The sequence below is a fragment of the Achromobacter sp. 01N37 genome (genome assembly GCF_056399725.1).
On record NZ_JBFTRX010000004.1, the window covers coordinates 261,305 to 275,097 of the forward strand.

At 64.8% G+C, this 13,793-nt stretch carries 10 protein-coding genes; 8 read left to right on the plus strand and 2 right to left on the minus strand.

Features of this window, described 5'->3' with window-relative positions:
• The first annotated feature begins 144 nt into the window (after positions 1-144).
• From hutU to AC1DSJ_RS10170, 6 genes are all read left to right on the plus strand, one after another.
• Positions 145-1,842 (plus strand): urocanate hydratase, encoded by a 1,698-nt coding sequence (hutU, locus tag AC1DSJ_RS10145; protein ID WP_441371377.1) that lies wholly within the window; start codon positions 145-147, stop codon positions 1,840-1,842.
• Positions 1,826-3,259: a purine-cytosine permease family protein gene (locus AC1DSJ_RS10150; protein ID WP_441371378.1), complete on the plus strand. Its 1,434-nt coding sequence runs from the start codon at positions 1,826-1,828 to the stop codon at positions 3,257-3,259. Before hutU ends, AC1DSJ_RS10150 begins: the two co-directional genes overlap by 17 nt.
• Before the next feature lie 45 nt (positions 3,260-3,304).
• A complete protein-coding gene (hutH, locus tag AC1DSJ_RS10155; RefSeq protein ID WP_175170616.1) occupies positions 3,305-4,834 on the plus strand; it encodes a histidine ammonia-lyase in 1,530 nt (509 codons plus the stop codon).
• Between the two features lie 119 nt (positions 4,835-4,953).
• A complete protein-coding gene (locus tag AC1DSJ_RS10160; RefSeq protein ID WP_346552511.1) occupies positions 4,954-6,363 on the plus strand; it encodes an amino acid permease in 1,410 nt (469 codons plus the stop codon).
• A gap of 24 nt (positions 6,364-6,387) precedes the next feature.
• A complete protein-coding gene (gene hutI / locus AC1DSJ_RS10165) occupies positions 6,388-7,605 on the plus strand; it encodes an imidazolonepropionase (protein WP_441371379.1) in 1,218 nt (405 codons plus the stop codon).
• A gap of 256 nt (positions 7,606-7,861) precedes the next feature.
• A complete protein-coding gene (locus AC1DSJ_RS10170; RefSeq protein WP_054421393.1) occupies positions 7,862-8,626 on the plus strand; it encodes a carbon-nitrogen hydrolase family protein in 765 nt (254 codons plus the stop codon).
• A gap of 126 nt (positions 8,627-8,752) precedes the next feature.
• Here AC1DSJ_RS10170 and AC1DSJ_RS10175 read toward each other — a convergent pair whose 3' ends face one another.
• Together AC1DSJ_RS10175 and AC1DSJ_RS10180 are read right to left on the minus strand one after the other, a co-directional pair.
• Positions 8,753-10,351 carry a methyl-accepting chemotaxis protein gene (locus AC1DSJ_RS10175; protein ID WP_346552513.1) on the minus strand — a complete coding sequence of 533 codons (1,599 nt, stop codon included), beginning with the start codon at positions 10,349-10,351 and terminating at the stop codon, positions 8,753-8,755.
• 335 nt (positions 10,352-10,686) lie between these two features.
• The gene (locus AC1DSJ_RS10180; protein WP_054421147.1) at positions 10,687-12,096 is read right to left on the minus strand and encodes an MFS transporter; all 1,410 of its coding nucleotides are present in this window, start codon (positions 12,094-12,096) and stop codon (positions 10,687-10,689) included.
• 460 nt (positions 12,097-12,556) lie between these two features.
• Here AC1DSJ_RS10180 and AC1DSJ_RS10185 point away from each other — a divergent pair, with 460 nt between their 5' ends.
• Positions 12,557-13,063, plus strand: a complete 507-nt coding sequence (locus tag AC1DSJ_RS10185) for a Csu type fimbrial protein (protein WP_427948514.1) — start codon at positions 12,557-12,559, stop codon at positions 13,061-13,063.
• 47 nt (positions 13,064-13,110) lie between these two features.
• Positions 13,111-13,788 (plus strand): fimbrial biogenesis chaperone, encoded by a 678-nt coding sequence (locus tag AC1DSJ_RS10190; RefSeq protein ID WP_156336335.1) that lies wholly within the window; start codon positions 13,111-13,113, stop codon positions 13,786-13,788.
• Positions 13,789-13,793 lie beyond the last annotated feature (5 nt).

Below are 13,793 nucleotides of genomic sequence, written 5' to 3' on the forward strand. Positions count from 1 at the left end.
TCAAGGTCCGGCATTTTTCATTGGGGAAATCCCTGAGCCAAATAATGGTCTTCTCATCTTGTATATACAAGCATAGGCATCCTATGATTCGGGCAACCGCCGCGCCGCGTCGTTCGCGCGGCCGAACCGATCAAGGAGAGCCTCTTGGACCAACCGACCCGATATCGCGACGTCGTCATCCGCGCCCCGCGCGGCAATCAACTGACCGCCAAGAGCTGGCTCACCGAAGCCCCTTTGCGCATGCTGATGAACAACCTCGACCCCGACGTGGCCGAAAACCCCAAAGAACTGGTGGTGTATGGCGGCATTGGCCGCGCCGCGCGCGACTGGGACTGCTACGACAAAATCGTTGAATCGCTCAAGGAACTGAACGACGACGAGACGCTGCTGGTGCAATCGGGCAAGCCCGTCGGCGTGTTCAAGACGCATGCCAACGCGCCGCGCGTGCTGATCGCMAACTCSAACCTGGTGCCGCACTGGGCCACSTGGGAGCACTTCAACGAGCTCGACGCCAAGGGTCTGGCGATGTACGGCCAGATGACCGCCGGCAGCTGGATCTACATCGGCAGCCAGGGCATCGTCCAAGGCACCTACGAAACCTTTGTCGAAGCCGGCCGCCAGCACTATGGCGGCAGCCTGACGGGCCGCTGGGTGTTGACGGCGGGCCTGGGCGGCATGGGCGGCGCGCAGCCGCTGGCGGCAACGCTTGCCGGCGCGTGCTCGCTGAACATCGAATGCCAGCAAAGCCGCATCGATTTCCGCCTGCGCACACGCTATGTCGACGAACAAGCCGCCGATCTGGATGACGCGCTGGCGCGCGTCGCCCGCTACACCAAGGAAGGCCGTGCGGTGTCCATCGCGCTGTGCGGCAACGCCGCCGACGTCCTGCCCGAGCTGGTGCGCCGTGGCGTGAAGCCCGACCTCGTCACCGACCAGACCAGCGCGCATGATCCGCTGAACGGTTATCTGCCCGCCGGCTGGACGTGGGACGACTACCGCGAACGCGCCAAGCGCGAACCCGCTGCCGTCATCAAGGCCGCCAAGCAATCGATGGCAGTGCATGTGCAAGCGATGCTGGCGTTCAAGCACCAGGGCATTCCCACGTTCGACTACGGCAACAACATCCGGCAGATGGCCAAGGAAGAAGGCGTGGCCGATGCGTTCGACTTTCCCGGCTTTGTGCCCGCCTACATCCGGCCGCTGTTCTGCCGTGGCGTGGGCCCGTTCCGCTGGGCCGCGCTGTCGGGCGACCCGCAAGACATCTACAAGACGGACGCCAAGGTCAAGGAACTGATTCCCGACGACGCGCATCTGCACCACTGGTTAAGCATGGCGCGCGAGCGCATCAGCTTCCAGGGCTTGCCGGCGCGTATCTGCTGGGTCGGCTTGGGCGCACGCGCCAAGCTCGGTCTGGCCTTCAATGAAATGGTGCGGTCTGGTGAGTTGTCTGCGCCCATCGTCATCGGCCGCGACCACCTGGATTCCGGCTCGGTCGCCAGCCCCAACCGCGAAACCGAAGCGATGCGCGACGGCTCGGACGCCGTGTCTGACTGGCCGCTGCTGAACGCCCTGCTGAACACCGCCAGCGGCGCAACCTGGGTATCGCTGCATCATGGCGGCGGCGTGGGCATGGGCTTCTCGCAGCATTCGGGCATGGTGATCGTGTGCGACGGCACCGACGCCGCCGCCGAACGCATCGCCCGCGTACTGATCAACGACCCGGCCACCGGCGTGATGCGGCATGCCGACGCCGGCTACGACATCGCGATCGAATGCGCGAAGGAACAGGGCTTGAACCTGCCCATGGTGACCTCGGGGCAACGCGATGGCGCAGCACGGTGAGCCAGGCGCCGCGCCGCTGATCGAGCGGCGCTCCATTGACTACATTCCGGAATCCGAGCGGCACGGCAAGCTCTACAGCCAGTTCACGCTGTGGATGGGCGCCAACCTTCAGATCACGGCCATTGTCACCGGGGCGCTTGCCGTGGTGTTGGGGGGTGACGTCTTCTGGTCGCTGATTGGCTTGTTCATCGGGCAGGTGCTGGGCGGCGGGGTGATGGCGCTGCATGCGGCGCAAGGCCCGAAACTGGGCCTGCCGCAGATGATCTCCAGCCGCGTGCAGTTCGGCGTGTACGGCGCGGCGATACCGATCGTGCTGGTGTGCCTGATGTACCTGGGCTTCACCGCCACGGGCACGGTGTTGTCGGGGCAGGCGCTGGGCCAGTTGTTCGGCGTCAGCGACACCACCGGCATCCTGATCTTCGCGGCCGTGATCATCGCGGCCACGCTGTTCGGCTACCGCGTGATCCACATCATCGGCCGCATCGCCACGGTGTTCGGGCTGATCGCCTTCGTGTACCTGTTCAGCCGCGTTATCGCGGTGGGAGACGTGGGCCAGCTGCTGCAGATCCGGCATTTCAGTTGGGACAAATTCCTGCTGGCCGTGTCGCTGGCGGCATCGTGGCAGATCGCATATGGCCCTTACGTAGCGGACTATTCGCGTTACCTGCCCAGCCGCACGTCTCCGGTGAAGACGTTTGTGGCGGTGGGGCTGGGGTCTGTCTTGGGCGCGCAGATTGCGATGGTGCTGGGCGTGCTGGCTGCGGCCATGGCGGCGGGCCAGTTCGCGGGGCGCGAGGTGGCGTACATCGTCGGGCTGGGCGGCACAGGCACGATGGCGGCGCTGCTGTACTTCAGCATCGCGTTTGGCAAGGTCACGATTTCCACGCTGAATTCGTACGGCAGCTTCATGTGCATCGCAACCATCGTCAGCGGCTTTCGGGGCCATGTCGAGATCACGCGGCGCCAGCGTGCGGTGGCGGTGGTGCTGATCGTGGGCGCGGCGACGGCCGTGGCGCTGATCGGCCAGCATTCTTTCCTGAACGCATTCAAGTCCTTCATCCTGTTCCTGCTGGCGTTCTTCGTGCCGTGGAGCGCGGTGAATCTGGTGGACTACTACTTCGTCAACCGCGAGCGCTACGACGTGCCGGCGCTGTCCGACCCGAACGGGCGTTACGGGCGCTGGAACCTGCCCGGCATTCTGGTTTATGCGTTTGGCGTGCTGGTGCAGATGCCCTTTATCTCGACCAAGCTGTACACCGGCCCGATGGTCGAGCGGCTGGGGGGTGTGGATATCTCGTGGATCATCGGGCTGATCGTGCCCAGCATCCTTTATTACCTGTTTGCGCGGCGCGGGCCGCGTCCTGAGGCCGATGCGTCCGACGCGTCGGCGCGGCGGCCCACGCAAGAACCCGCGTAACCACGACATTGCATGAAGCCGGCTGACCGGCGTAGGAGATCAAGAATGGATTTGCATATCAAGCCCGGCCACCTGACCTTGTCGGATCTGCGCCGTGTGTATCACGAGCCCGTGCGCCTGACGCTGGACGCCAGTGCGGCGGACCCCATCGACGCCAGCGTGGCGACGGTTGAACGCATCATCGCGGAAGGCCGTACCGTGTACGGCATCAACACCGGGTTTGGCTTGCTGGCCTCTACCAAGATCGCGCGCGAAGACCTGCAAGCGTTGCAGACGTCGCTAGTGCGCTCGCACGCGGCGGGCGTGGGCGAGGCGCTGGATGACGCGATGGTTCGCCTGATCATGGTGTTGAAGATCAACAGCCTGGCGCGTGGTTATTCCGGTATCCGCCGCCACGTCATCGACAGCCTGATTGCGCTGGTGAATGCGGGCGTCTACCCGCACATCCCGCTGAAAGGTTCGGTCGGCGCATCGGGTGACCTGGCCCCGCTTGCGCATATGTCGCTGGTGCTGCTGGGCGAAAGCCGCGCGCGCTTCCAAGGCGAATGGCTGCCTGCGCAAGAGGCGCTGGCGCGTGCAGGCCTTGTGCCGCTGACGCTTGCCGCCAAGGAAGGGCTGGCGCTGCTGAACGGCACGCAGGTGTCCACGGCCTACGCGTTGCGTGGCTTGTTCGAAGCCGAAGACATGATGGCCGCGGGTCTGGTTTGCGGCAGCCTGAGCGTGGAAGCCATGCTGGGCTCGCGCGTGCCGTTTGACGCCCGCATTCACGCCGCACGCGGCCAGCCCGGCCAGATCGCCGTGGCGGCCGTGTACCGCGAACTGCTGGGCGACGATAGCGAAGTCGGCCATTCGCATGCGGATTGCGAAAAGGTGCAAGACCCCTACTCCCTGCGCTGCCAGCCGCAAGTGATGGGCGCCTGCCTGACGCAGATTCGTCATGCGGCGCAGGTGCTGCAAATTGAAGCAAACGCGGTGTCCGACAACCCGCTGGTGTTCACCGCCCAAGGCGACGTGATTTCTGGCGGCAACTTCCATGCGGAACCGGTGGCGCTGGTGGCCGACAACCTGGCGCTGGCGCTGGCGGAAATTGGCGCGCTGTCTGAACGGCGCATCGCGCTGATGATGGACAAGCATATGTCGCAGCTGCCACCGTTCCTGGTTGCAAAGGGCGGCGTCAACTCGGGCTTCATGATCGCCCAGGTCACGGCCGCCGCGCTGGCCAGCGACAACAAGGCGCTGGCGCACCCCGCCAGCATTGACAGCATGCCCACGTCCGCCAACCAGGAAGACCACGTTTCCATGGCGCCCAACGCGGGCAAGCGCCTGTGGGCCATGGCTGAGAACGTGCGCGACATCCTGGCCATCGAATGGCTGGGCGCCTGCCAGGGCCTGGACTTCCGCGAAGGCTTGAAGACGTCGCCCAAGCTTGAGCAGGCGCGCCGCGCGCTGCGCGAGCAGGTGCCGCATTACGAAGAAGACCGCTTCTTCGCGCCTGACATCGCGGCGGCCAGCGGCCTGCTCAGCGCGCATGTCATGAATGGCCTGATGCCCGCCGGCCTGCTGCCCAGCCTTTGATTTCGATGTTGCGGCCGTCGTTTGACGGCCGCCATTGCTGCGCCGTGCGCACGCGCCCATAGAAGGCGCTCGCGCGGCGTTTGATGCTGTACGCCTATAAAACAAGTACGGAGACAGACATGCAAGCACAACCGCAGGATCTCAAACGGGGACTCAACGCCAGACATATCCGGTTCATGGCGTTGGGTTCGGCCATTGGCACGGGGCTGTTCTACGGATCAGCCAAGGCCATTCAAGAGGCTGGCCCGTCGGTGCTGCTGGCCTACATCGTGGCGGGCGCCGCCGTGTACATGGTGATGCGCGCGTTAGGGGAAATGGCGGTGCGCAACCCGGTGTCGGGTTCGTTCGGGCATTACGCCACCAGCTATCTCGGCCCGATTGCGGGCTTTCTCACGGGCTGGACCTATGCGTTTGAGATGATCATCGTGTGCCTGGCCGACATCACGGCGTTCGGGCTTTACATGGGTTTCTGGTACCCCGACGTGCCGCGCTGGATCTGGGTGCTGTCGATCGTGTTCTTCATTGGCGCCATCAACCTGCTGTCGGTGAAGGTGTTTGGCGAACTGGAATTCTGGCTGTCGCTGCTGAAGGTGGGCGCCATCATTGCGATGATCGCGGGCGGCCTGGGCATCATGCTGTTTGGTTTCGGCCTGAGCGCGGATACCGCGGCAACCGGTGTGCATAACCTGTGGGAGCACGGCGGCTTCATGCCCAATGGCGTGGGCGGGCTGATTGCGTCGCTGGCGGTGGTGGTGTTTGCGTTTGGCGGCATTGAAATCATCGGCATCACGGCGGGCGAAGCCAAAGACCCGGGCCGCACCATTCCGCGCGCCATCAACGCAGTGCCGATGCGCATTCTGCTGTTCTATGTGCTGACGCTGTTCGTGCTGATGTCGATCTTCCCCTGGACTCAGATCGGCAGCAAGGGCAGCCCTTTCGTGCAGATCTTCGATAGCCTGGGCATTGGCTCGGCGGCCACCATTCTCAATATCGTGGTGATCTCGGCGGCGGTGTCGGCTATCAACAGCGACATCTTCGGCGCGGGCCGCATGCTGTATGGCATGGCGCAGCAAGGCCAGGCGCCGCGCGGGTTCGCGGCCGTCTCCCAGAACGGCGTGCCGTGGATGACTGTGGTGGTGATGTCGATTGCGCTGCTGCTGGGCGTGCTGCTGAACTACCTGATTCCCGAGGGCGTGTTCATGCTGATCGCTTCCATCGCTACCTTTGCCACGGTGTGGGTCTGGCTGATGATCCTGTTGTCGCAAGTGGCGATGCGGCGCAAGATGAGCGCGGAAGAGGTCGCGGAATTGAAATTCCCGGTGCCGTTCTGGCCGGTGGGTCCGTTGCTGGCCATTGCGTTCATGGTGTTCGTGATTGCCGTGCTGGGTTACTTCCCGCGCACGCAGGCCGCGCTGGCCGTGGGCGTGGTGTGGATTGCGCTGCTTTGCGTGGCGTACCGTTTCTGGGTCTATCCCAATCGTCCGGGTGACGGCGGCATTTCCGTGCCGTTGGCGCAAGGTTCGGACTGATGTAGCTGCTTTCAGGAGATGTGCATGAGACAGGTCTGGCGACACTGCCACGCCGCCACGATGGCGGGTGGTGGCTATGCGGTGATTGAGCGCGCGGCCATTTTGACGCGCGCCGATCGCATCGAATGGATCGGGCCAGAGGCCGAGTTGCCAGGCGTGGATGCGGCGCATGTCCATGATCTGGGCGGGGCGTGGGTTACGCCCGGCCTGATCGACTGTCATACCCATCTGGTGTTTGGCGGCAACCGCAGCACCGAGTTCGAACAACGCCTGCAAGGCGTGGACTATGCAACGATCGCCGCGCAAGGCGGCGGCATTGCCAGCACCGTGCGCGCCACCCGCGAAGCCTCGGAAGACGAACTCTATGTCAGCGCGCGCAAGCGTGCGCTGCATCTGCTGCGCGACGGCGTCACCACGCTTGAAGTCAAGTCGGGCTACGGGCTGGATTTGCCTAACGAGCGCAAGATGCTGCGTGTGGCGCGCCGGCTGGGCCAGACGCTGCCGCTGACGGTGCAGGCGACCTGCCTTGCCGCGCACGCGCTGCCGCCCGAATTCCGCGGGCGGCCCGACGATTACATCGACGAAGTGGCGCGCCGCATGTTGCCGGTGCTGGCCGCCGAAGGGCTGGTGGATGCGGTGGATGCGTTCTGTGAGCATCTGGCGTTTTCGCCTGAACAGGTCGAACGCGTGTTCCAGGCCGCGAGGCATCTGGATTTGCCCGTGAAGCTGCATGCCGAGCAGTTGTCGTCGCTGCATGGCGCAAGTTTGGCGGCGCGTTATGGCGCCTTGTCGGCGGACCATCTTGAATACCTGACCGAAAGCGATGTGCTGGCCATGGCCCAGGCTGGCACGGTGGCGGTGTTGTTGCCCGGCGCGTTCTACGCCTTGCGTGAAACGCAGCTGCCACCGCTGGAGCTGCTGCGCCGCCATGGTGTGCCGATTGCGATTTCCACTGACCTGAACCCGGGTACGTCGCCCGTGTTGTCGTTGCGGCTGATGCTGAGCATGGCATGTACCTTGTTCAAGATGACGCCGGAAGAGGCGCTGGCGGGCGCCACCGTACACGCGGCACGCGCGTTGGGCTTGCAGGCCACGCATGGGGCGCTTGAGGCTGGCAAGGTGGCGGACTTTGTGGCGTGGGACATCGCGCATCCGTCGGAGTTGGCGTACTGGATTGGCGGCGACCTGCCCAAGCGCGTGGTTCGCCACGGCGCGTTGCTGGACATGGCGGCGCTGGCCTGAACCGCGCGGAACGCGCACGGCTTTGCGGTCGAAGGGGATGCCGTGCGCGGCCACACGGCTGCGGCGGAAAACGGACCACGACGCGCCGGATACGGACCACGACGCGTCGGATACGGACCACGACGCGTCGGATACGGACCACGACGCGACAGATACGGACCACGTGCGCCGCTACCGCACTATCGCCACGCGCGGCGTTCTACGATGTGGCCTGACCGCGTCCGATGCCGGGCGCACCGCGCATCCAGGAGAACGTATGCGGATCTGCATGATGGAAGGGCCGGTGGATCTGGCCCCCGATAGCCCCACGTGGGCAGGCATTGCCGAGCGCATTGCCGAATTGGAACCCGACCTGCTCGTCACGAACGAGATGCCTTTTGGCGAGTGGCTCGCGGGCTCGCCCGTCTACGATCCGGCGCGTGCGGCCGAATCCGTGCGCATGCACGAAGCGGGCCTGACCGCGCTGGCGGCGCTGCCGGTGCCAGCTATTGTCTCGTCGCGCCCCATACCCGCAGGCGACCGGTTGGCAAACGAAGCCTTCGCCTTGCAGGGCGGGCGCTACACGCGCCTGCATCACAAGCAGTACTTTCCGGAAGAGCCGGGGTTCTTTGAAGCCACCTGGTTTCGTCCGGCGATGGAGGGGTTTGAAGTCGTCGACGTGGGCGGCATTCGTCTGGGCGTGCAGCTGTGCACCGAGCTGATGTTCAACGAACGGTCGCGTCGTTACGGACGCGACGGGGCAGAGCTGATCGTGGTGCCGCGCGCAAGCGGCGCATCCATCGGGCGCTGGCTGACCGCGGGCGCGATGGCGGCCATCACGTCCGGTTGCTACGTGGTCAGTTCCAACCGCGCTGGGCGCACCGCCGACGGCCAGGTATTCGGTGGCCGCGCGTTCGCCTTCCAGCCCAACGGCGAGCCGCTGGCGCAATCCACCGACACGGAATCCATCGTGGTGGTCGACGTGGACCCGGCGCGTTCACGCGCGCAGCAGTCGCAATACCCCTGCTACGTGAAGGAATAGGTGGGGGGCGCCGAGCTGGGAGCGCCGAGCTGGGGGCGCCGAGCTGGGTGCGCCTGGCCGGCCGCACCTGGCCGGCCGCACCTAGCCGGCCGCACCTAGCCGGCCGCACCTAGCCGGCCGCCGCCCTCAGGCCGCGATGGCGATGGCGCGCTGGTCCTGGATCAGCGGCGGCAAACGGAACGCGCTGACTGCGCTCTGCAAACGCTGCGCCTGCGTTTCAAGCGAAGACGCGGCGGCCGCCGCTTCTTCGACCAGCGCCGCGTTTTGCTGCGTGACCTGATCCATCTGGTTCACCGCGGTGTTCACTTGGTCGATACCCGTCACCTGTTCGTGCGATGCGGATGCGATGTCGTTGACCAGCAGGGTCAGGCGTTCGATGGTCGACAGAATCTCTTCCATCGTGCGCCCCGCAGCTTCCACCTGCACTGAGCCCGCCTGCACCGTGGCGCCGGACGTGTTGAGCAGCTGCTTGATTTCTTTGGCGGCGCCCGCGCTGCGCTGCGCCAGCGACCGCACTTCAGCCGCCACCACGGCAAAGCCCTTGCCCTCCTCGCCCGCACGCGCCGCTTCCACCGCTGCGTTCAAGGCCAGGATGTTGGTCTGGAAAGCGATGCCGTCGATCACGCTGACAATGTCTTCGATGCGGCCAGAGTCCTGCGCAATTTCGCGCATGGTGCTGACGGCTTGCTTGACCGCCTGGCCGCCGCGCTGAACCACTTCGCTGGCGGTGGCCGCCATCTGGTTGGCCTGGCGGGCATTTTCGGCGTTGCTGGTGACGGTGGACAGCAGCTGCTCCATGCTGGCGGCGGTTTCCTCAAGCGAGGCCGCCTGCTGCTCGGTGCGGCTGGACAAGTCCTGGTTGCCGGCCGCGATCTCGCTGGACCCCGTGTTGATCTCGATGACGCCTTCGCGCACCGCGTGCACCGTGCGCACCAGGCTCGCCTGCATCTCTTGCAGATACGGAATCATCTGGCCCACGCAGTTGGCGCCATAGTGCGGAATGGGCGCGGTCAGGTCGCCGCTGGCGATGCGCCGGAAATGGGCTTTGATGGATTCCAGCGGCTGCCGCACGAACACCACCACATAGCGGTCGCCCAGCACCAGCAACAACAGGCAGATGCCCAGCACAACGCCCATGCCGATGTAAGCCTGCTGGCGCTTGTTGGCCGCATCGGCCCACAACTGGGTTTCGCGTTCCTTGGCGTAGGCCTCGTAGTTTTCGATGCTCTTGCCGAAGGCGCGGCTGGAGGCGACGACGGCGCTTGCCGCGTGCGCACGGGCGCGCGGGATGTCGCCCGCGTCCAGATGCTGACGCTGCACGGCGATGCCGCCGTTGACCAGCGCGTCAAAGCCCGCTTGCATGGGCTCCAGGATGGCGGCGGGCGCGTCCTTTTTGGCCAGTTCGATAAAGACCGCTTGCTGCTTGCGGGCTTCGTTCAGTGCGGCGTCGATGCTGCGCCCTTCTTCGGCGGCTTGGGCCGCCTGGCCATCGCTGGCGTATTCCAGCTGGCGCGACAGGCGCAGCCGCGCCCGCATGATCTGATCATTGACCCGGGACAGGGCGGAGACTTCGTGCAGGAGTTCGTTGCTGTCGGCAAGCGCCTCGCCGGCGCTGTGCAATCCGTTGACGCTGATGGCCGACAGGCCGGTAATCAGGGCGCTGATCATGAGCAAAGTGCACAGAATCATGCGGCGGATCGTGATGTCTTTCAAAAACTGTGTCATGCGTGTCGTTCCCAGATACAGCGAGTGCTGCAACGACAATTACGACCTCGCCGCTGGGATATTTAGCGGCTGTTTCACAACTTACGAATATGTCGGCGTGTTGCTTGAATATATTGAAAGATAGCGCAACATTGTTGCGTTTTGGTGCCATCTGAGCGATGCGTTGCCGGCTGGGTTGGCGGCATAGTTGATGGCATAGTCGGTGGCATAGTCGGTGGCATAGTCGGTGGCATAGTCGGTGGCTTAGTCGGCGGCATAGTCGGCGGCATAGTCGGCGGCTTAGTTGCCCCGGTCCAAGCCCACGCTGGATCGCCCCTGTGGACGGCCCGGCCGCCCTACCTCGTCGCGGACGCTTGCGTCGGTTCCGACGCGTCAAACCGCAAGCGGGAAAAGCTGGCGATGCAGGCCAGCGCCGCACACAATCCGCCCAGCCACAAGGCGGCAATCGCGCCGTGCGTGGTGGACACATGGAAGCAGGCGGCCACCAGCGCCGCGCCGGTGGCCTGGCCCAACAGGCGCACGGTGCCGATCATGCCGCTTGCGCCACCGGCCCGCGATGCCGGGGCAGAGGTCATGATGGCGCGCAGATTGGGCGACTGGAAAAAACCAAAGCCCGCGCCGCAAATCGCCATGCGCCATGAGATGTCCCACACCGACGGCGTGGCGGGCATCAATGCCAGCAGCACCATGCCCAGCGCCAACAGCGCAAGGCCGACGCCGCCCAAGATGCCGGCGGGATACTTGTCGGACAGGCGCCCCGCAATCGGCGCCATGATGGCCACAACGACCGGCCACGGGGTAATCAGAAAGCCGGTATGCACCTGGCTGTAGCCCAGCACCGTCTGGAACAGAAAAGGCAGCGAGACGAACGCCAGCGCCTGCGCGGCGAAGGCGCAAACGGCGGTGGCGGCGGACAAGGCGAACAAGGGCCGGCGCAGCAGGTCCACGGCCAGGATCGGGGCGGGATGCCCTGCTTGCCGGCGCATCAGCAGCCACAGGCTGGCGATGGCGCCGCCCCACTCCAGCACCACGCGCGGCCACGGCGCGGCATGCGCCAGTTCGTTGGACCCCAGCACGAACAAACCCAACGTCAGCGCGCACAGCAAGGCGGCGACGCCATCAAACCCGTGCGGCGCGCGGGCGGTTTCAGGCAGGCCGCGCAGGCCCAGCACCGCCGCCAGAATGCCGATCGGCACATTGATCAGGAACAGCCAGTGCCACGACCCCAGCAGCAGAATGGCCGATGCGGCCGTGGGGCCGGCGGCGAACGACAAGCCCACCACCATCGCGTTCAGCCCCAGGCCGCGGCCCAGCATGTGCGACGGATAGATAAAGCGCAGCAGCGCGCCGTTTACGCTCATCACGCCCGCTGCGCCCAAGCCCTGCAAGATGCGCGCCACCACCAGCGTGGGCAGCGACGGCGCCAGCCCGCAAGCCAGCGACGACAACGTGAACACCACCAGCCCCACGATGTAAACGCGCCGATGGCCCAGGATTTCACCGAGCGCCGCCGCAGGCAGCAGCCCCGCCACCATCGCCAGCTGATAGCCGCTGATGACCCAGATGGAGCCCGCGTCGCTGGCTTGCAGGTCGCGCGCAATGGTGGGCAGCGCGGTGTTGGCGATGGCCGTGTCCAGGCTGGCCATGCAAACCGCCAGCATGACGGCTAACAGCGCGCCCAGGCGTTCCGATGCAGGCAAGCCGGCGCCAGCCGGATAAACGGTGTTGCGGGAGAACGAGAGCATGGGGCGGAGGTAACAGCGAGGGTTCCGGGCGGGGCGTCCGGAATCAAGAGCACTGATTCTAATGCCGCATCGCGATTCAACGCTTCGTCAGCCGAAGGGCGTGGCGGCGCCAATGGTGTTTGGTTTGGCCGGTCAGGCATTAATAATGCGACCGCATGGTCACATGGCTTAATGCCTTTACTGAATCAGTTATTTGCACCGCCCGAACGGGTTTGTTTGAATATTGTCACGGTGGGACACGGGCTTCGGTGCATAAATATAACTAAATGTATGTGGCTAACTTGTTTGAGTTTTCATAGATAAACTGACGGCTTTGGATAATCCGGCATGCGTGGGTTTAGTTAGAAAACGTAATAATGGCGCGGGTAAATTGAAACGAAGTCGTGCCGGATTTATTTATTCGACGTACGATTATTTTTCGTACGTCGCATGGTGCAACTATTTGGTGGAGGGTTTCCTTATGAAACGCTTGTCCTGGTATGCAGCAACGTTGTCCTTAATCGGCGCTGGCGCCGCGCCCGGTATGGTTTCCGCGCAAACCACCGCCACCGCCACCTTCAACGTCACACTGACCATCAACGCCAACTGCGCGATCGCCGCGAATGATCTGGCGTTTGGCGCACACGGCGTCTTGAATGCCGCCGTTCCCGGCTCCACCACGCTGAACGTCACGTGCAGCAACACCACGCCTTATGCGGTGGGGTTGAGCGCAGGCACCGGCACCGGGTCCACCGCGACCACGCGCTTCATGAGCGCCACCGGCGCCAACACCGCCACCGTTTCCTACCAGCTGTACAAGCCGGGCAGCCAGACCGTGGTGTGGGGCGACGCCCAGGTTGCCGACCGCGTCAGCGGTGTGGGCAACGGTACGGCGCAGCCGCTGGTGGTCAATGGCATCGTGCCGGCCCAGACCACGCCCGCCCCTGACAACTATTCGTCCACGGTCACCGCCACGGTCTACTTCTAGTGGGCGCGCCAATGCAGAGGCTGTGTCGGGCGGTATTGGCGTTGTGCATGGCGGGCTGGTCGGGGCTTCTGTCCGCAGCGGCGTTGCAGATATCGCCGGTGCTGGTGGATATCGCGCCGCAGCAGGCGGCAAGCGGCATCATGCTGCGCAATCCCGGCACGACACCCGTCTATGGACAGGTTCGGATCTACCGCTGGGAGCAGGCCAATGGCGACGATGTTCTGACGCCCACCGAAGAAGTTCAGGCAAGCCCCCCCATCATTCAGGTGCCGCCCGGCGGCGAGCAATTGGTGCGGCTGGTGCGCGCATCCAAGGAACTCGCGCCGCTGGAACGCGGCTACCGGCTGGTTATCGACGAAATCCCCGACCCGGCCACGCCCGGCATCAATGGCGTGGTTTTGCGCCTGCGGTATTCCGTGCCCGTGTTCGTGGCGGGCGCTACGCCCTCGCCCGAACCCGAGCTGGCCTGGAACGCCACGCGCGCGGGCGGCGACTGGGTGCTGCGGCTGGCCAACACCGGCACGCGATACGCGCAGGTGGCGGCGTTGCAGGTGCTCAACAGCGCAGGCAAACCGGTGGCGGGTATTGAAGGATTGGTGGGATACGCCTTGGCGCAGCGCGAACGCGAATGGCGCATCCCCGCAAAACAAAACGCATCGGGACCGGTGCGGATCAAAGCCCTGATCAACGGTGACGTCGTCACCGTAACGCCTCGCGTTGATTGATCGCG